13 protein-coding genes are annotated in these 16900 nt (G+C 68.4%); 5 read left to right on the top strand and 8 right to left on the bottom strand.

Annotated features, from left to right (window positions below; genetic code table 11):
* The coding region (locus BRAS3809_RS08735) for a DUF2147 domain-containing protein (protein WP_035655790.1) at positions 1–379 on the top strand (379 nt) is incomplete at its 5' end.
* A 66-nt stretch (positions 380–445) separates the two neighbouring features.
* On the opposite strand, the gene BRAS3809_RS08730 is transcribed toward BRAS3809_RS08735, so the two are convergent.
* Positions 446–1819, bottom strand: a complete 1374-nt coding sequence (locus tag BRAS3809_RS08730; RefSeq protein WP_008961724.1) for an ATP-binding protein — start codon at positions 1817–1819, stop codon at positions 446–448.
* The gene (locus BRAS3809_RS08725) at positions 1809–2576 is read right to left on the bottom strand and encodes a response regulator (protein ID WP_008961723.1); all 768 of its coding nucleotides are present in this window, start codon (positions 2574–2576) and stop codon (positions 1809–1811) included. Before BRAS3809_RS08725 ends, BRAS3809_RS08730 begins: the two co-directional genes overlap by 11 nt.
* Positions 2577–2805: 229 nt before the next feature.
* Here BRAS3809_RS08725 and BRAS3809_RS08720 point away from each other — a divergent pair, with 229 nt between their 5' ends.
* Genes BRAS3809_RS08720 through BRAS3809_RS08710 form a run of 3 tightly spaced genes read left to right on the top strand, consistent with a single transcriptional unit; the run spans position 2806 to position 7569 of the window.
* The gene (locus tag BRAS3809_RS08720; RefSeq protein ID WP_008961722.1) at positions 2806–4281 is read left to right on the top strand and encodes an efflux transporter outer membrane subunit; all 1476 of its coding nucleotides are present in this window, start codon (positions 2806–2808) and stop codon (positions 4279–4281) included.
* Positions 4282–4315: 34 nt separating this feature from the next.
* The gene (locus BRAS3809_RS08715; protein ID WP_008961721.1) at positions 4316–5608 is read left to right on the top strand and encodes an efflux RND transporter periplasmic adaptor subunit; all 1293 of its coding nucleotides are present in this window, start codon (positions 4316–4318) and stop codon (positions 5606–5608) included.
* Complete coding sequence (locus BRAS3809_RS08710) at positions 5608–7569, top strand: MacB family efflux pump subunit (protein ID WP_008961720.1); 1962 nt, start codon at positions 5608–5610, stop codon at positions 7567–7569. Before BRAS3809_RS08715 ends, BRAS3809_RS08710 begins: the two co-directional genes overlap by 1 nt.
* 173 nt (positions 7570–7742) lie before the next feature.
* On the opposite strand, the gene BRAS3809_RS08705 is transcribed toward BRAS3809_RS08710, so the two are convergent.
* The 6 genes from BRAS3809_RS08705 to asd all read right to left on the bottom strand — a co-directional run bounded on the left by BRAS3809_RS08705 (position 7743) and on the right by asd (position 15087).
* Positions 7743–8633 carry a DUF3313 domain-containing protein gene (locus BRAS3809_RS08705; protein ID WP_008961719.1) on the bottom strand — a complete coding sequence of 297 codons (891 nt, stop codon included), beginning with the start codon at positions 8631–8633 and terminating at the stop codon, positions 7743–7745.
* Between the two features lie 555 nt (positions 8634–9188).
* On the bottom strand, positions 9189–11393 hold the full coding sequence (locus BRAS3809_RS08700) for a xanthine dehydrogenase family protein molybdopterin-binding subunit (protein WP_008961717.1): 2205 nt from the start codon (positions 11391–11393) through the stop codon (positions 9189–9191).
* 4 nt (positions 11394–11397) lie between these two features.
* Positions 11398–12414: an FAD binding domain-containing protein gene (locus tag BRAS3809_RS08695; RefSeq protein WP_008961716.1), complete on the bottom strand. Its 1017-nt coding sequence runs from the start codon at positions 12412–12414 to the stop codon at positions 11398–11400.
* Positions 12411–12920 carry a (2Fe-2S)-binding protein gene (locus BRAS3809_RS08690; RefSeq protein ID WP_008961715.1) on the bottom strand — a complete coding sequence of 170 codons (510 nt, stop codon included), beginning with the start codon at positions 12918–12920 and terminating at the stop codon, positions 12411–12413. Before BRAS3809_RS08690 ends, BRAS3809_RS08695 begins: the two co-directional genes overlap by 4 nt.
* 157 nt (positions 12921–13077) lie before the next feature.
* Entirely contained in the window at positions 13078–14103 is a 1026-nt protein-coding gene (locus BRAS3809_RS08685; protein ID WP_008961714.1) for an NUDIX domain-containing protein, read from the bottom strand.
* A 108-nt stretch (positions 14104–14211) separates the two neighbouring features.
* Positions 14212–15087, bottom strand: a complete 876-nt coding sequence (gene asd, locus BRAS3809_RS08680; RefSeq protein WP_008961713.1) for an archaetidylserine decarboxylase — start codon at positions 15085–15087, stop codon at positions 14212–14214.
* Between the two features lie 38 nt (positions 15088–15125).
* Between asd and BRAS3809_RS08675 the strand changes: the two genes are divergently transcribed.
* On the top strand, positions 15126–16787 hold the full coding sequence (locus BRAS3809_RS08675) for an aminotransferase class III-fold pyridoxal phosphate-dependent enzyme (protein ID WP_035655791.1): 1662 nt from the start codon (positions 15126–15128) through the stop codon (positions 16785–16787).
* Positions 16788–16900: the final 113 nt, after the last annotated feature.

Genomic DNA, 16900 nt, shown 5'->3' with positions numbered 1-16900 from the left:
CGCCCCGCAGCAGCCTGCGGCTCCTGCTCCGGCCCCCGCCACGGTTGCTGCCGCTCCCGCCGCGACTGCGCCTGCGCCGGCGCCGGCCGCCGATCCGAACTCACCGCTCGGCCTGTGGGCCACCGAGGGCGGCAAGGGCAATGTCGTGATCGAGCCATGCGGCCCCAACATCTGCGGCTTTGCGGAAAAGTCGCGCGAGAAAATCCTGATCAACATGAAGCCGAAGGACAGCAAATGGGTCGGCCGCATCCATGATCCCGACGGCGGCGGCAACTACGACTCGACGATCGTGCTGAAGAACCCGACCACCTTGCGCGTCCAGGGTTGCGCCTTCGGCGGCCTGTTCTGCGGCGGCCAGACCTGGAAGCGGATCAGCTGACGCCGCCCCCGTCGTCAGCGATGCGAGGCCCCGCCGGGACCAGTCCCTCCGGCGGGGTCTTTCGCTTCACGCCACCTTGGCGGCGATCGGTGCGACGGCCGGCAGCCCCGCGCGCAGCGGCAGCGACAGCCGCACCCGCAGGCCGCGCGGCATGTTCGGCATCAGCGCGATCGCGCCCTCATGCTTCTTCATGATCTCCTGGGCGATCGAGAGGCCGAGCCCGAAGCCGCCGGCGGAGCGCGCCTGGTCGAGCTTGACGAACGGCTCCAGCGCGCGCGCCTGCAGCGCCTGCGGGATGCCCGGCCCGTCATCGGCGACCTCGATGGCGATCAGGCCATCAGCGGTGCTGTCGAGGCTGACGATGACCTCGCTGCCGTGCTTGACCGCGTTCTCGACCACATTGGTGACCGCGCGCGACAGCGCCCGCGGCCGGCCCTCGCAGACCAGCCGCTGCGGGCCGCGATAGGTGACGGCGTGGCCGACATCGGCGAAGTCGCAGCAGATCGTTTCCAGCAGGCTCGACAGCTCGATCCGTGCCGGCTGCTCGGCCTTGGTGTCGTCGCGCAGATAGTCGAGCGTCTCGTCGAGCATGCGGCTGACCTGGTCGATGTCGCGCAGCATGGCGCTGCGCATGTCGCCCTGGCCGATCCGCTCCGAGCGCAGCCGCAGCCGCGTCAGCGGCGTGCGCAGGTCGTGGCTGATCGCCGCCAGCATGCGCGTGCGGTCGTCGAGCAGCGCGCGGATGCGCGCCTGCATCTCGTTCAGCGCATCGGCGACCTGGACGATCTCCTTCGGCCCGCGCCGGCCGAGCGGCTCCTGCGCCCCCGGCAAGCGGCCGAACGCGGCCGCCGCGCGCGCCATCTCCGACAGCGGCCGGATGATCGCCCGCGCCGCATAGATCGACAGCAGCACGCCGAGGATCAGGATGAGGAAGAGGAACACGGCGGTCGGCTTCACCACGATCGACCAGAATTCCAGCCGCGGCACGTCGTCGAACACCAGCGCGCGCTCGTTATCGACCTGGACGATGATCTGGGTCGGCGGCGCCGCGCCATAGCTCACGCCATGCAGCAGGGTGACGTCGCGCAGCACGGCGAGCTGGCGGCGCGCGAGCTTCGACGTGAACGGCACGTTCCGCGCCGGCGTGGCCAGCAGCGTGAGCGCGGTCAGCGGCACCAGCTCGACGGGGATGCCGGAGCTGCGCAGGCTCGACAGGCTGCTCTCGACGGCCAAGGGATCATTCGCGGCACGGACGAAATGCACCGCCTCCGCGACGCGGGCGACGCCATAAGCCGGCGATTCCTGCTCGTCGGGCGGATCGAAGAACAGCAGCACCGCCGCGATCATCAGCACCATGCCGAACAGCACCGAGAGCGACGCCAGGGTCACGATCTGCGTGGTGAGGCCGAGGCGCGGGCACGTCTTGGTGTCAGGCTTCATCGAGGGTCTCGACTCTTGGCGTGAAGACGTAGCCGCCGAGGCGCACGGTCTTGATCATGCTCCAGCTTCTGGCGCCGGGCTCGATCTTCTGGCGGATGCGGCTGATGTGGACGTCGATGCTGCGCTCGACCGGCCCGGCGTGGCCGCCATGCGCCAGCTCGATCAGCTGTTCGCGCGACAGCACCCGGCCGGCGTTGCGGCAGAACGCCAGCAGGATGTCGAACTCGGCGCTGGTCAGCGTGATCTTGACGCGGTCGGGATCGAACAGCGTGCGCGTCGCCGGCTCGATGCGCCAGCCGTCGAAGCTCATCGCCGCCTGCCGCGCGGCGATGACCGCGGGATGCAGCTGCGAGCGCCGCAGCAGCGCGCGGATGCGCGCGACCAGCTCGCGCGGATTGAACGGCTTGACCACGTAGTCGTCGGCGCCGAGCTCGAGGCCGAGGATGCGGTCGATGTCCTCGCCCTTGGCGGTCACCATGATGATCGGCACCGCCGAGATCTGGCGCAGGCGGCGGCAGATGCTCATGCCGTCCTCGTCCGGCAGCATCAGGTCGAGCATGATGAGATCGACCTGCTCGCGCTGCAGGACGTCGTTCATCGCGGCGGCCGAGGCCACGAAGCGCGGCGCGAAGCCGTGCTCCTGCAACAGCTCGGTGAGCAGCGCCGCGATCTCGCGATCGTCCTCGACACAGAGGATGCGCGCGGCGGACGGCAGGTTCGCGTCGAGGGTCACGGCGGTATTGTGTGACGACATCATGCGCGGAACATGGTCGATTTAGGCCGAAAAGAACAGTCCGAAGCCGCGTGCGATCGTGGCGAAATCAAGTTGTATTGTTAAGGCGGAAACATTTCTTCACGCGACTTAACCCTGCGCAACGGCCATCGCGCCTAAGGCTTGGCGGATCAGACAACCATCAAACAGGGAAGTCCTGCGGCGAGGCTGACCGGCCGGCGCGGCCCTCCTCCGAACCGCGACGCTCAGCCCCGTGAAGCTCGTCCTGCTCGCCATCTGCCTCGCGTCCCCGCTGCTCGCCGGCTGCGCCGTCGGGCCCGACTACGTCACGCCGGATTTCGGCACGCCGGCGCGCTGGAGCAGCGACCGCAACCAGCCGGCGCAACAGCTCAAGCTCGCGCAATGGTGGCGCAACCTCGGCGACGCGCAGCTCGATCAGCTGATCAGCGAAGCCGTCAGCGGCAATCTCGACGTCGCCGCGGCCAAGGCGCGCATCCGCGAGGCGCGCGCCACGCAGCGCCAGGCGGTGGGTGCGTTGTTTCCGATCGTCAGCGGCACCGGCTCCGCGACCGAGACCCGCAGCGCCGGCACGGCCACGAGCGGCATCGCGATCGCGCCGACCACCTACAGCCAGTTCCAGGCCGGCTTCGATTCGAGCTGGGAGCTCGACCTGTTCGGGGCCAACCGCCGCGCCGTCGAAGCCGCCAGCTACGCCGTCGACGCCGCCGAGGATGATCTGCGCGCGACCCTGCTGACGCTGATCGGCGACGTCGCCTCCAACTACATCGACGCGCGCGCCTACCAGGCACGGGTGGCCCTGGCGCAGCGCACCGCCGCCTCGCAGCGCGAGACCGCGGCGCTGACCCAGCGCAAGCAGGAGGCCGGCTCGGCCTCGGCCGTCGACACCGCCAAGGCGAGCGCGCTCGCGGCCAGTACGGAAGCCACCATTCCGACCTATGAGAGCAGCTACCAGCAGGCGGTGCATCGCCTCGGCGTGCTGCTCGGGCGCGACCCGACCGCGCTCAGCCAGCGCCTGTCCCGAAGTCTGCCGATCCCCGCGCCGCGCCGGCCGCTGCCGAAGGGCATCCCGGCCGATGTGCTGGTGATGCGTCCCGATGTCCGCAAGGCCGAACGGCAGCTCGCACAGTTCACCGCGAAGATCGGCCAGGCGACCGCCGCGCTGTATCCGGATGTCAGCCTGACCGGCACGGTCTCGACCTCGGCGCTCAAGCTCGGCGATCTCGGCAAGAGCTCGACCATCGGCTGGTCGATCGGCCCGAGCCTCTCGGTGCCGATCTTCAATGGCGGCAAGCTGCAGGCAGCGGTCGAGGTCGCGGAGGCGCAGCGCGACGAATATCACGTGGCGTGGCGCAGCGCGGTGCTGAGCGCGCTGGAGGACGTCGAGAACGCCATCGTCAACCTCGGCCAGGAGCGGCTGCGCATCCGCAGCCTGACGGAATCGGCCCGCCGCTATGGCGAGGCCGCGCGGCTGTCACGCGCGCTCTACCAGACCGGCTCCAGCACCTTCCTCGACGTGCTCGACGCCGAGCGCTCGCAATTCACGGCCGAAGACATCCTCCTCGCAAGCCGCGCCAATGTGGCCAAGGATTATGTCGCGCTGGCCAAGGCGCTCGGCGGCGGCTGGAGCGGCCCGATCGACAGCTCGGTGCCGGAGGTCGTCGACGGCGGCACCGGCCCGCATCTCGCGCAGGCCGCCGCGCCTCGATGACCAACTGTAATCCACCAGCGTGCGAAGTCGCCTGATGAATGCACCCCTGCCACAGATGACCCAGCCGGTCGCGGTCGAGGATGGCGTCGCGTCCGCGTCCAAGCCGAAACGACGGCGGCGCTGGCCGCTGATCGTCACCGGCCTGGCCGTGCTGGTGGTGCTCGGCGTCGGCGTCAAGCGCGCGACGCGCAATCCCAACGCCAATCTCGCCACCGCTCCGGTCACGATCGGCGACATCGAGCAGACCGTGCTCGCGACCGGCACGCTGAAGCCGGTCAAGCTGGTCGCGGTCGGCGCCCAGGCGTCGGGCCGGCTGGTCGCGCTCAACGTCAAGCTCGGCCAGAAGGTCAAGGCGGGCGAGCTCATCGCCGAGATCGATTCGCTGACCCAGCAATACACCTTGCGCACCAACGAGGCCGCCTTGCGCAACGTGCGCGCCCAGCGCGACGAGAAGCAGGCGACGCTGGCGCTCGCCGAGGCGAACCTGGCGCGGCAGCAGACCACGCTGGCGCAGAAGGCCTCGTCGCGCGCCGACTATGACAGCGCCGAAGCCACCGTGAAGCAGACGCAGGCGCAGATCGCGCAGCTCGAGGCGCAGATCGTCGAGGCCGAGGTCGCCATCGAGACGGCGCGCGTGAATCTCGGCTACACCAAGATCACCGCGCCGATCGACGGCACCGTGCTGTCGATTGTCACGCAGCAGGGCCAGACGGTGAATGCGGTGCAGTCCGCGCCGACCATCGTGGTGCTCGGCCAGGTCGAGACCATGACCGTGCGGGTCGACATCTCCGAAGCCGATGTCGTCCGCGTCAGGCCGGGCCAGAACGTCTACTTCACGATTCTCGGCGATCCCGATCGCCGCTACGAGGCGACACTGGGATTCATCGAGCCGGCGCCGGAATCGATCAAGAGCGATTCGAGCTTCTCCACCAGCACCACCACGACGTCGAGCAGCAGCAGCACGTCGTCCTCCTCCACCTCGTCGGCGATCTATTACGAAGGCGTGTTCGACGTCGCCAACACGGACGGGCGGCTGATGACCTACATGACCGCCGAGGTCCACATCCTGCTCGGCGAGGCGCGCAAGGTGCCGACCATCCCCTCTTCCGCGCTGGGCAATCCCGAACCCGACGGCAGCTATCGCGTTCGCGTGATCGACGGCGCGGGCGTGCTGCAGAAGCGCAACGTGCGGATCGGCCTCAACAACAAGATCCGCGCCGAGGTGCAGTCCGGCCTGCAGGAGGGCGATCGCGTCGTCATCTCCGCGGCCAGCGAGGGACCCAAGCAGACCATCATGCCGCCGCCGCCCGGCGCCGGAGGTCCGTGATGCCCGAGGTCCTGATCGATCTCCGGAACGTCGGACGGCGCTATGCCTCGGGCGAAAGCACCGTCCATGCGCTCCGCGGCGTGGACATCCAGATCGCGCGCGGCGAGATGGTCGCGATCATCGGCCAGTCCGGCTCCGGCAAGTCGACGCTGATGAACATTCTCGGCTGCCTCGATCGGCCGACCTCCGGCAGCTACAGGATCGCCGGGCGCGAGATGAGTTCGCTGGACCCGGACGAGCTGGCAGCGCTGCGCCGCGAGCATTTCGGCTTCATCTTCCAGCGCTATCACCTGCTTGGCGAATTGACGTCGGCCGAGAATGCCGAGGTCCCCGCGGTCTATTCGGGGCTTTCGCCCGCGGCGCGGCGGCGCAAGGCCGAGGCGCTGCTGCAGCGGCTCGGCATGGGCAGCCGGATCGGGCACAGGCCGGGCCAGCTCTCGGGCGGCCAGCAGCAGCGGGTCTCGATCGCGCGCGCGCTGGTCAACGATCCCGACGTGATCCTGGCGGACGAGCCGACCGGCGCGCTCGACCGCGCCAGCGGCGAAGAGGTGCTGCGCATCCTCGACGAGATCAGTGCCTCGGGACGCACCGTCATCATCGTCACGCATGATGCCGGCGTCGCCCAGCGCGCCCGGCGCATCATCGAGCTGCAGGACGGCCGCGTCATCTCCGACCGGCCCAACCCGCGCGCATCAAGCCTTGCGACGTCCGGCGGGGGCGAGGACCATCCGGCTCCGGTCGTGTCGTGGTGGCGCAGCCATCTCGATCGCCTGCGCGAGGCCGCGCGGATGGCGCTTCTCGCGATGAACGCGCACCGGCTGCGCGCCTTTCTCACCATGCTTGGCATCATCATCGGCGTCGCCTCGGTGATCCTGGTGCTGGCGCTCGGCCGCGGTTCGCAGGCGCGCGTGCTGGAGAACATCAACCGGCTCGGCACCAATACGCTGGAGTTCTTCCCCGGCAAGGATTTCGGCGACACCAAGGCCAGCAAGATCCGCACGCTCGTGCTCGCGGACGCCAAGGTGATGGCCGAGCAGCCCTATGTCGATGCGATCTCGCCGACCGTCTCGACGACCAGCACGCTGCGCTACGGCGCGATCGAGGTCAGCGCCCAGGTCTCGGGCGTCGGCGAGCAGTATTTCCGGGTCAAGAACACCGAGCTCGCCGAAGGCAGCTATCTCGACGCCGAGACCATCAGGTCCTATGCGCAGGATGCCGTCATCGACGATAATGCGCGCAAGGCGCTGTTTCCCGATTCCGATGTCAGCCCGCTCGGCAGCGTTGTCCTGATCGGCAAGGTGCCGTGCCGGGTCGTCGGCGTCACCAAGCAGCAGCAGGCAGGCTTCGGCTCCAGCTCGACGCCGATCGTGTACCTGCCCTACACCACCGTGCAGGCGCGCTTCATCGGCAATCAGGTGCTGCGCAGCATCAGCATGCGCGTCGACGAGGCGACGCCGATGGCGGACGCCGAGCGCGCGGCGACGGCGCTGCTGACGGCGCGGCACAATGCCAAGGACTTCTTCGTGCTCAACACCGACGACATCCGCAAGACGGTCGAGAGCACGACGCAGGTGCTGACGCTGCTGGTCGCGGCCATCGCCGTGATCTCGCTCCTGGTCGGCGGCATCGGCGTCATGAACATCATGCTGGTGTCGGTGTCCGAGCGCGTCGGCGAGATCGGCGTGCGCATGGCGGTCGGCGCTCGGCGCAGCGACATCCTGATGCAGTTCCTGATCGAGGCGGTGCTGGTCTGCCTGCTCGGCGGCGCGCTCGGCCTGGCGCTCGCGGTCGGCTTCGGCGCCGTCTTCAACGCGCTCGACGTCGGCTTCCAGCTGATCTACTCGCCGCTCGCCATGGCCGGCTCCGCCGTCATCTCGATGGCCATCGGCATCGGCTTCGGCTACATGCCCGCCCGCAACGCGTCACGGCTGGATCCGGCGACCGCGCTGGCAAGGGAGTAGGCGGTAAGAGATGCAGGCTTTGAGCTGACCAAGTAGAGTGCCTCGCGGCGACGACAGTCTGCTCCCTCTCCCCGTTCTTACGGGGAGAGGGAGCGCAGCGTCGCTCGGAGCGCGTGCTTCTCTCCCGCCTATCGCGGCCAATCATCTCTCACGATCTGCTTCCGCACCTTGCCCTAACGCTTCGCGGCCATCTGCGTGCTCGCCTGCGCGTCGGCCGGCGCGCCCTTGTCGACCCATTCGGGCGGCGCGCCGAGGTGGTTGGCGAGCATGCCGATCAGGCCGGGGTCGCGGCCATAGGCCTCGCAGGCCGGGTTCTTCGGCTTGCCGCCGAGCGCGGCGCCGATGCGGTCGATCGAGGGGATCTTGGGCGGCTTGCCGAAGGGCGTCTCGCCGGTCACCAGCAGCTCGCTGAAATCGGCGCTGAACGAGCCCGCCAGATCATAGGCGTCGCCGGCCTGCGAGATCACCGGCGAGTTCGTGAACGAGTTGGCGCCGCGCGCCCACACCATGGCGGCCTGCTGCCGGCCGCGGCGATCGACCGCCTCGGCTTCGATGGTGAGGCTGCCGAGTCCGATCGGCAGCCGCGGCACCGGAACGGGCACACCGAGCGCGCCCGGCACGGCGGAGACGACCTTCGAGGCGCCGGCCGCCACGGGGTCCGTCGCCGCCGCCTGCGTGATGAAGGTGCGCGTGGTCAGGTCGGCTCGTTCGTTCGGCGGTACCACCGTGAAGCGCTCACTGAGATCGAGGCACAGCGCGCGATCGACGGCGTTCGCCACCAGCCTTTGCTGCGGCTCGCTGAGCACCGCCCCGACATCGCCCGCGAACGTCGTCGGCATGATCCGCACCGTCGCGGCGGCCAGCACATTGTCCTTGTTGACGTTGAGCACCGATTTGGCGAGCAGGCCGTTCGACTCCTCGAGGGTGCGATACGACGCGAGCGCACCGCTCTGCGTGATCGGCGCGGTTGCGCAACCGGACAGGCCGAGCGCCGCGCACAGCGTGGCCAGATGTGTGACGGTCAGAGACCTTCTTGACCTGACCAAACGCTGGATGTCGTCCATGCCGGGACCGCCTCACGCTCACCGATTTGCGCCGGCTGTGGCGCTGCCTGCTTGTCCTCCGACAATCCGGACAGCATGGGGCGGAAGCGTGGAGAGATGTCACCGAGCGCCGCCAACCAAGGAGAGACTGCGGCAAGATTGGTCGCGGTACGATAGCGGGTTTCAAAACCCGCCCGCGATTGCGGCGGTGCTCGCATCGTCCTGTGCGGAGTTCAACCCCTCACCACAAGATCAATTTGCAGCGCCGCACTCGGCTTCGTGCGGCGCCGATCGCGGAAGTCGACCCTCATGGTGAGGAGCGCCGCGCCTATTCTGTCAATTCGAGGCAAGGCGCCGCTCGCGGCGCGTCTCGAACCATGAGGCCCCAGCGAGGCCTCGCCCTTCGAGACGACCGCCTTGAGGCCGGTCTCCTCAGGGTGAGGGCATGAAGCTGGTGCGAGGAGACAGAACAAGATCGAAGAACAGCAGTATTCACGAACACGATTCCCTGAGTGTTCATGGGTGGGTATGCAATCGCCAGCGCCAATCAATTCAGATGCATGCGCCGGAGCAGATTCACCCCACCAGCTTGTCCAACGTGATCGGCAGGTCGCGCACGCGCTTGCCGGTGGCGTGATAGACCGCGTTGGCGATCGCGGCGGGCACGCCGACGATGCCGATCTCGCCGACGCCCTTGATGCCCATCTTGTTGATGATGCGGTCCTCCTCCTCGACGAAGATGACCTGGATATCGTGGACGTCCGCGTTCACCGGCATGTGATATTCGGCGATGTTGGCGTTCATGATGCGGCCGAAACGGTGATCGATCATGGCTTCCTCGTGCAGCGCCATGCCGATGCCCATCACCACGCCGCCCATGATCTGGCTGGAGGCGGTCTTGGTGTTGAGGATGCGGCCGGCGGCGACGGCGTTGACGATACGCGTCACCCTGATGACGCCGAGCTCCTCGTCGATCTTCACTTCGGCGAAGACCGCCGAATGGGTATTGTGGGCGTGCTTGTCGTCCTCCTCGAAGTCGGCGCCGCGTTCCTTCTCGATGCGGTCCTTGCCGCCGTGGCGCATGACGTCCGACATCGCCACCGACCGGCTGCGGTCGGCGATAGCGACGACGGCGCCATCGGCCAAGGTCACCTCGTCGGCCGTCAGCCCGTTCAGCGGCGAGCCCGGCATGGTCTGCGCGATCGTCAGGAGTTCGGCGCGAATGTCGTCGGCGGCGTTGACGATGGCATGCGAGATCGAGGCAGCGGTCCAGGAGCCGCCCTCGACCGGCGTCTTCGGCAGGGTGGAATCGCCGAGCTTCACGATGATGCTGTCGAGCGGCACGCCGAGCATGTCGGCGGCGACCTGCGCCATGATGGTGTAGGTGCCGGTGCCGATGTCCGAGGTGGCGCTGGCCACCTCGACATGGCCGTTGGCGGTCATCACGATGCGCGAGGCGAACGGCATCTGCATCGCCTCCCAGGCGCCGCTCGCCACGCCCCAGCCGACCAATTCGCGGCCGTCACGCATCGAGCGCGGCTCTGCGTTGCGCTCGGCCCAGCCGAACGCCTCGGCGCCCTGCTGATAGCACTCCTTGAGCCGCTTGCTGGAGAACGGCAGGTTCTTGTCCTGGTCGCGCTCCGAATAGCAGCGCAGCCGCAGCTCCAGCGGATCCATCTTCAGCGCCACCGCGAGCTCGTCCATCGCGCATTCCAGGCCGTAGACGCCGCTCGCCGCGCCGGGCGCGCGCATGTCGCCGGGCGTCGGGACGTCGAGCTTGGCGAGCCGGTGCGTCGCGCGCGACGTCTCCGAGGTGTAGAGCACCTCGCCCCAGCCGATGTCGTTGCGCGAGAACGCCTCGTGCCGCGAGGTCATCGCGATCGCCTCATGCGTCAGCGCCGCCAGCGTGCCGTCCTTGGCGGCGCCAAGCGCCAGCCGCTCGATCGTCGCCGGGCGATAGCACAACCCGTACATCTGGGCGCGGCTGAGCACGACGCGCACCGCGCGCTTGAGCTTCAGCGCGGCCATCGCCGCCAGCGCGACCTGGAACTGCGGCCGCAAGCCCGAGCCGAAGGCGCCGCCGACGAACGGCGACATCACCTGGACGTCGTCCTCCTTCAGCTCGAACACGCTGCAGACATAGCGCTGCACATTCTGCACGCCCTGGGTCTTGTCGTAGACCACGAGCCTGCCGCCGTCCTTCCAGAGCACGGTGGAGCCGTAGAGCTCCATCGGATTGTGATACTCGATCGGCACGCCATAATCGGCGTCGTGACGCACGGCCGCGCCGGCGAGCGCCTTGGTCGCGTCGCCGCGCGGCTTGACCGGCTTGTCGACCTTGAAGGCCCGTTCGCGCGCGGCATGCAGGTCGGTCGCGAAGTCCTCGGTGTGATAGCGGACGTCGACCAGCGTCGCGGCGAAGCGCGCCGTGTCCTCATCCTCGGCGATCACCAGCGCCACCGGCTGGAAGTTGAAATGCACGCGATCATCATACAGCGGGCGATACGGCGAGCCGTCCTCCGGCGCGACCTCGTCGCGGTAGCCGTCGTCCTTGTCGGCCATGCGGACCCGGTTGGTGTGGGTGAGCACGTCGATCACGCCGTCGACGGCCCGGGCGCGGCCGGAATCGATGCTGACGATCCTCCCCTTCGGAATCGTAGAGCTGACCACGACGCCGAAGGCCAGATCGGGCGCATTGAACTCGGCCGCGTATTTGGCGGCGCCGGTGACCTTGGCGCGGCCGTCGACGCGGGAGGTGGCGGTGCCGATGTGAGCTGTCATGAGATCACCGGATGGACTTGATGGATTGGATCTGCGGCGTGCCGTCGGCGGCCTGCGTCAGGGTCCTGACGATGGCGCGGCGGGCGAGCGGGAGCTTGAAGGCGTTATGCCGGTGCGGCCTGGCGTCGTGGAGCAGGATGTCGGCCGCGCGCTCGAGGGATGCGCGCTCCGGCGTTTGGCCGCGCAGCGCCGCTTCCGCGGCTTCGCTCCTCCACGGCTTGTGAGCGACGCCACCGAGGGCCAACCGTGCCTCGCGGATGCGGCCATTCTCCAGTTCGAGCGCTGCGGCGACCGAGACCAGCGCGAAGGCATAGGACAGCCGATCGCGGATCTTGAGATAGCTGTAGTTCGCGGCAAAACCCTGCGCCGGCAGCTCGATCGCGGTGATGATCTCGTCGGCGCGCAGCGTGTTGTCGAGATCGGGCCGGTCGCCCGGCAAACGATGGAAATCGGCGAAGGCGATGCTGCGCTCGCCCTGCCCTCCCGTGACATGCACGGTGGCCTCGAGCGCGGCAAGCGCCACGCACATGTCGGACGGATGGGTCGCGATGCAGGACGCACTGCTGCCGAGGATGGCGTGATTGCGGTTGAGGCCCTCGATCGCCGAGCAGCCATCGCCCGGCCTGCGCTTGTTGCAGGGCGTCGAGACGTCGTAGAAATAGGCGCAGCGGGTCCGCTGCAGCAGGTTGCCGCCGGTCGAGGCCATGTTGCGCAGCTGCGCCGAGGCGCCGGCCAGGATCGCGCTCGCCAGTAGCGGATAGCGGCGCTCGATGACCGGGTGATAGGCCAGCGTGCTGTTCGGCACCAGCGCGCCGATCCTGACGCCACCGGTGCCGGTCTCCTCCACCGCGTTCAGCGGCAGCCGGCTGATGTCGATCAGCCGGCGCGGCTGCTCGACGTGATACTTCATCAGGTCGATCAGGTTGGTCCCGCCAGCGATGAACTTCGCCTCCGGCGTCGCCGCCTTCAGCTTGACGGCCTCGGTGATGTCGGTTGCGCGCGCGTAGTCGAAATTGTTCATCGGCCGCCTCCCATCGCCTGCTCGATGGCGCCGACGATGTTCGGATAGGCGCCGCAACGGCAGATGTTGCCGCTCATCAGCTCGCGGATCTCGTCCTTGGTCTTCGCTTTGCCCTCGGCGATCAGGCCGGCGGCCGAGCAGATCTGGCCCGGCGTGCAATAGCCGCATTGAAAGGCATCGTGGTCGATGAAGGCCTGCTGCAGCGGATGCAGCTCGTCGCCCTTGGCGAGCCCCTCGATCGTGGTGATCTCGGCGCCGTCTTTCATGACCGCGAGCGTCAGGCAGGACAGCGCGCGGCGGCCGTCGATCAGCACCGTGCAGGCGCCGCACTGGCCGTGGTCGCAGCCCTTCTTGGTGCCGGTCAGGTCGAGGTGGTTGCGCAGGAGATCGAGCAGCGTGGTCCAGGGCGCCACCGACAGCGTGCGGCTGTCGCCATTGATCCGCAGCGTGACGGACAGCGGGGCAGGTTTTGCAAGGGATGCGGCACTCTCGCGCGGCGGGCTCATGCGGGGGTCTCCGTTGACGGACCCGCATCAACCCGCAATGGCGCGAATGGTTCTCAGCAATTTTGCCCTGCGAAAGCCGGGATGGGCCTGCCCAGGCCGCCGCGGATCGCGCGTGGCGTGATCCGAGGCGCGGCGATCATCCCGGCGCCGAGCCTGCTCAGGCGGCTCGGCCGAGCCAGGCGCGCATCTTCTGCGCCAGGCTGCGCCGGGAGCTGCCATCAGACGTTTCGGCGGCCGCCGCGCTGTCGGGGGTCGACTGCGCCGCGGCGCCGGACATCGGCGGGTCGGATGGCGCGCCGCCATGTATCAGGCTGCCCTCGGCGGCAGCGGGATCGCGGCTGGGCAGGAGCGATTTGATCGCGGCCGCGACCGCCGCGACGCGCTCGAGATCCGCCGGCGCGCGGTCGGCGGCGGGCGCTTCGGTCGGCAGCGGCACGGCGTCATCCTGCGGCTCGGCCAGCGCGGGGGTCTCCGCCGCCACCGGCTCGGGTTGGTCGGACGGGAGCACCACCTCAGACGCCGCTACGACCTGGGGGATCGGCTCCGCCGGTAGCGGTGCGGGCGGCGCTTCCGGCAGCTGCGACGGCTCCGGCGGTGTCACCACGCGGCTGCGCCGCTTTTTGGCCGTCGCGGATTTCTCGACGGCGGGCTTCGCGACCGCAGCCGCCTTCTCCGAGGCCTTCGCGACAGCCGCCTTGTCGGCCTGCGCCTTGACCGGTTCCTTGGTTTGCTCCTTCGCCGGCTCCAGCGCGGGCTTCGCCTTCGCCTTGCGGATCAGGCCGGCGAGCGCATAGGGGCCGACCGTCTCCAGGAACGTCTTCTCATGCTCGCGCGACAGGCGCTCGACGGCGGCATCGAGCGGCAGCCAGTCGACGGCGCGGACGTCGTCCATCAGCGGCTGCGACGCCTCGCCGGCCGCTTCCATGCGCCAGTAGTGCACCACCTTGGCGCGCGTGCCGGTGTCGTGGACGAGCGTGCCGAGGAATTCGTGCACCGTCACCTTGTGGCCGGTCTCCTCCAGCACCTCGCGCTTGGCCGCGTCGCGCGGCGTCTCGCCATCATCGAGCTTGCCCTTGGGCAGCACCCATTCGTCGCGCTTGCGCAGGCGCACGACCGCGATCCGCGGCGGTTGCTCCCGCCGCAGCACGATGCCGCCTGCTGCCATGATGGACGTTCTCGCCATTGCCTCTCCCACATGACGGGTTGCAACCCGTGCGATTCGCCAGTTCAACGCCAGGATATGGCGACGCGCAACGGTGAAATCGAGATGGCCGTCGTGCGCCCGTCACATTCAGCCGGCAGCGACGCGCCTGCGCCACAGTGGCTGGCCGGCCTTGACGCGCGCGCCCTCGGCGATGCCGGGCGCGAACGTGAAATCGCCGGGCGCGAGCAGGATGATGGTCGAGCCGTGCTCGAACCAGCCGAGCTCGTCGCCCTTCTTCACCGCCTTGTTGCAGGAATAGGTCAGCGGCCGTTCGGTCTGCGCGTTCAATACCCGGTCGAGCGCGTGCAGCCGGATGCTCGCGACCAGGATCGCGGCGACCGGCACGATCGTGAACGGCTCGCCCGTGGCGAGATGCGTGCGGATCACGGCGCGCTCGTTCTTGCAGAACAGCCGCTCGACGCGTTTCAGCGCGATCGGATTGACGTTCCAGACGTCGCCATGGATCAGGCTGACATGCTCGAGCGTCATGTCATCAGGCGCGTGGAAGCGGTGATACATGCTCGACGTCAGCCGGATCGTGACGAAGCTGCCGTCGCGGTGGGTCTCGACCACGGCGGGATCGGCGACCAGGTCCTTCAACGCATAGGGCGCGCCCTTGATCTGATAGAGCTCGCCGTCGCGGATCTGGCCATGGGCGCCGATGATCCCGTCCGACGGCGTGGTCACAATGGCGGGATCGGGATCGAACGGGCGCAGGCCGGGCTTCAGCTCGCGCGTGAAGCAGGCGTGCAGGCTCTTGAACTCGGCCTCCCTGGCCTCGGACAGGTCGAGGTCGGAGAACAGCTTCCACAGCGCGATGGAGGCGTCCTTCACCAGCGGGTTCTCGATCCTGGAGAACCAGCCCATGAAGCGGGTCAGCGCGGCGCGCGGCACGCGGTTGGTGAGCAGGAAGTTGAGGTCTTCCTGTTGGGTGACGGAGGCGATCAGGCTTTTGACTGTCATGAATCTGTCAGCAGGTGGGGTTAGCGCTTTTGGACATGATGGAAACCTCGATTCCTTATGTATCGCTCGCCGTTGGCGCTGCCGTGACGGCCGCCGTCGCCCCCAAGGTCAAGGCCCGCATCGAACTGTCGCGCGCCAAGCACCGCTCGCTGGCCGGCCATTCCAAGATGTCGCGCCGGATCTCCAAGATGATCCCGCGCTACGAGTTCGACATCCACGATTTCTTCCGCTCCGACGGCGCCCCGCCGGACATCGCCACCAAGCGGCAGGACGGCTTCTTCCGGCTCGGCGCACTGTTCCAGGAGAAGTTCGCCAAGAGCCGCGCGCTGACGGCGGAGGCCGCGAGCCGCATCTCCGACCTGCAGTTCACCCAGAGCTACCGGGTGCCGTTCCAGTACAGCAGGCTCGTCAAGGAGCAGCTCGGCGCCGGCTCGTTCATGCAGGCCTCGTCCGGCGTCACCATCACCGATCTCGACGGCAACCAGTTCTACGATCTCACCGGCTCCTACGGCGTCAACATCTTCGGCTACGACTTCTACAAGGAGTGCATCGCGGCTGCCGAGCGGCGCGCGCAGGCGCTCGGCCCGGTGCTCGGGCTGTATCACCCGATCGTGGCCGACAATGTGAAGCGGCTCACCGAGCTGTCCGGCATGGACGAGGTGTCGTTCCACATGTCCGGCACCGAGGCCGTGATGCAGGCGGTGCGGCTCGCCCGCTACCACACCGGCCGCAGCCATCTGGTGCGCTTCGCCGGCGCCTATCACGGCTGGTGGGGCGACGTGCAGCCCGGCGTCGGCAATCCGATCGCGCCGCACGAGACCTACACGCTGGCCGAGATGTCCGAACGGACCCTGCACGTGCTGCGCACCCGGCGCGACATCGCCTGCGTGCTGGTCAATCCGCTGCAGGCGCTGCATCCGAACAGCAATGCGCCCGGCGATTCGGCGCTGGTCGATTCCTCGCGCAAGGGCCGGTATGACCGCGAGGCCTACACGGCCTGGCTGAAGCAGTTGCGCGAGGTCTGCACCGAACGCGGCATCGTGCTGTTGTTCGACGAGGTCTTCCTCGGCTTCCGCCTCGCGCCGGGCGGCGCCCAGGACTATTTCGGCGTCAAGGCCGACATGGTGACCTACGGCAAGAGCCTCGGCGGCGGCCTGCCGATCGGCGTGGTCTGCGGCAAGAAGGAATATATGCGCCGCTTCCGCGACGACCGCCCGGCCGACATCTGCTTCGCCCGCGGCACCTTCAACTCGCATCCCTACGTCATGACGGCGATGGACGAGTTCCTGAGCCGGCTCGACAGCCCGAACTTCCGCACCATCTATGACGGCCTCGACGACACCTGGAACGGCCGCGCCGCGCAGCTCAATGCCGAGCTCACCGCCAAGGACCTGCCGGTGCGCGTGTCCAACATGCAGTCGATCTGGCTGGTCGAATACACCGTGCCGTCGCGCTACAATTGGATGCTGCAATATTATCTGCGCGCCGAGGGCCTGGCGCTGAGCTGGGTCGGCACCGGCCGCTTCATCTTCAGCCTGAACTACACCGACGCCGATTTCGCCGAGGTGACCAGGCGCTTCGTGGCCGCCGCGGAGCGGATGAAGCAGGACGGCTGGTGGTGGAATGACGGCACGCTCACCAACAAGGCGATCAAGCGCCAGATCTTCAAGGAGATGCTCGGCGCCGCCTTCAGCCGCTGAGTTCTGCGCCGCGCTTCCCCCGAGGGATGGACGGTCGCATCTGATGCGCGCGCCTGCCTCCACGCCGTCATGGCCGGGTTCGTCCCGGCCATCCACGTGGCCCGGCATGCGCG

It is taken from the genome of Bradyrhizobium sp. STM 3809, assembly GCF_000239795.1.
In the GTDB taxonomy this organism is placed as follows: Bacteria; Pseudomonadota; Alphaproteobacteria; order Rhizobiales; family Xanthobacteraceae; genus Bradyrhizobium.
Note: the sequence above shows the minus strand (reverse complement) of the source record. Positions and strands in the feature narration are given on the sequence as shown.

What these genes read in the sequence shown, in the direction of transcription:
- BRAS3809_RS08675 (WP_035655791.1), top strand. Translation starts at nt 15,126, where the DNA reads ATGGAAACCTCGATTCCTTATGTATCGCTCGCCGTTGGCGCTGCCGTG.
- BRAS3809_RS08705 (WP_008961719.1), bottom strand. Translation starts at nt 8,633, where the DNA reads ATGGACGACATCCAGCGTTTGGTCAGGTCAAGAAGGTCTCTGACCGTC.
- BRAS3809_RS08690 (WP_008961715.1), bottom strand. Translation starts at nt 12,920, where the DNA reads ATGAGCCCGCCGCGCGAGAGTGCCGCATCCCTTGCAAAACCTGCCCCG.
- BRAS3809_RS08710 (WP_008961720.1), top strand. Translation starts at nt 5,608, where the DNA reads ATGCCCGAGGTCCTGATCGATCTCCGGAACGTCGGACGGCGCTATGCC.
- BRAS3809_RS08725 (WP_008961723.1), bottom strand. Translation starts at nt 2,576, where the DNA reads ATGATGTCGTCACACAATACCGCCGTGACCCTCGACGCGAACCTGCCG.
- BRAS3809_RS08730 (WP_008961724.1), bottom strand. Translation starts at nt 1,819, where the DNA reads ATGAAGCCTGACACCAAGACGTGCCCGCGCCTCGGCCTCACCACGCAG.
- asd (WP_008961713.1), bottom strand. Translation starts at nt 15,087, where the DNA reads ATGACAGTCAAAAGCCTGATCGCCTCCGTCACCCAACAGGAAGACCTC.
- BRAS3809_RS08700 (WP_008961717.1), bottom strand. Translation starts at nt 11,393, where the DNA reads ATGACAGCTCACATCGGCACCGCCACCTCCCGCGTCGACGGCCGCGCC.
- BRAS3809_RS08685 (WP_008961714.1), bottom strand. Translation starts at nt 14,103, where the DNA reads ATGGCGAGAACGTCCATCATGGCAGCAGGCGGCATCGTGCTGCGGCGG.
- BRAS3809_RS08715 (WP_008961721.1), top strand. Translation starts at nt 4,316, where the DNA reads ATGAATGCACCCCTGCCACAGATGACCCAGCCGGTCGCGGTCGAGGAT.
- BRAS3809_RS08695 (WP_008961716.1), bottom strand. Translation starts at nt 12,414, where the DNA reads ATGAACAATTTCGACTACGCGCGCGCAACCGACATCACCGAGGCCGTC.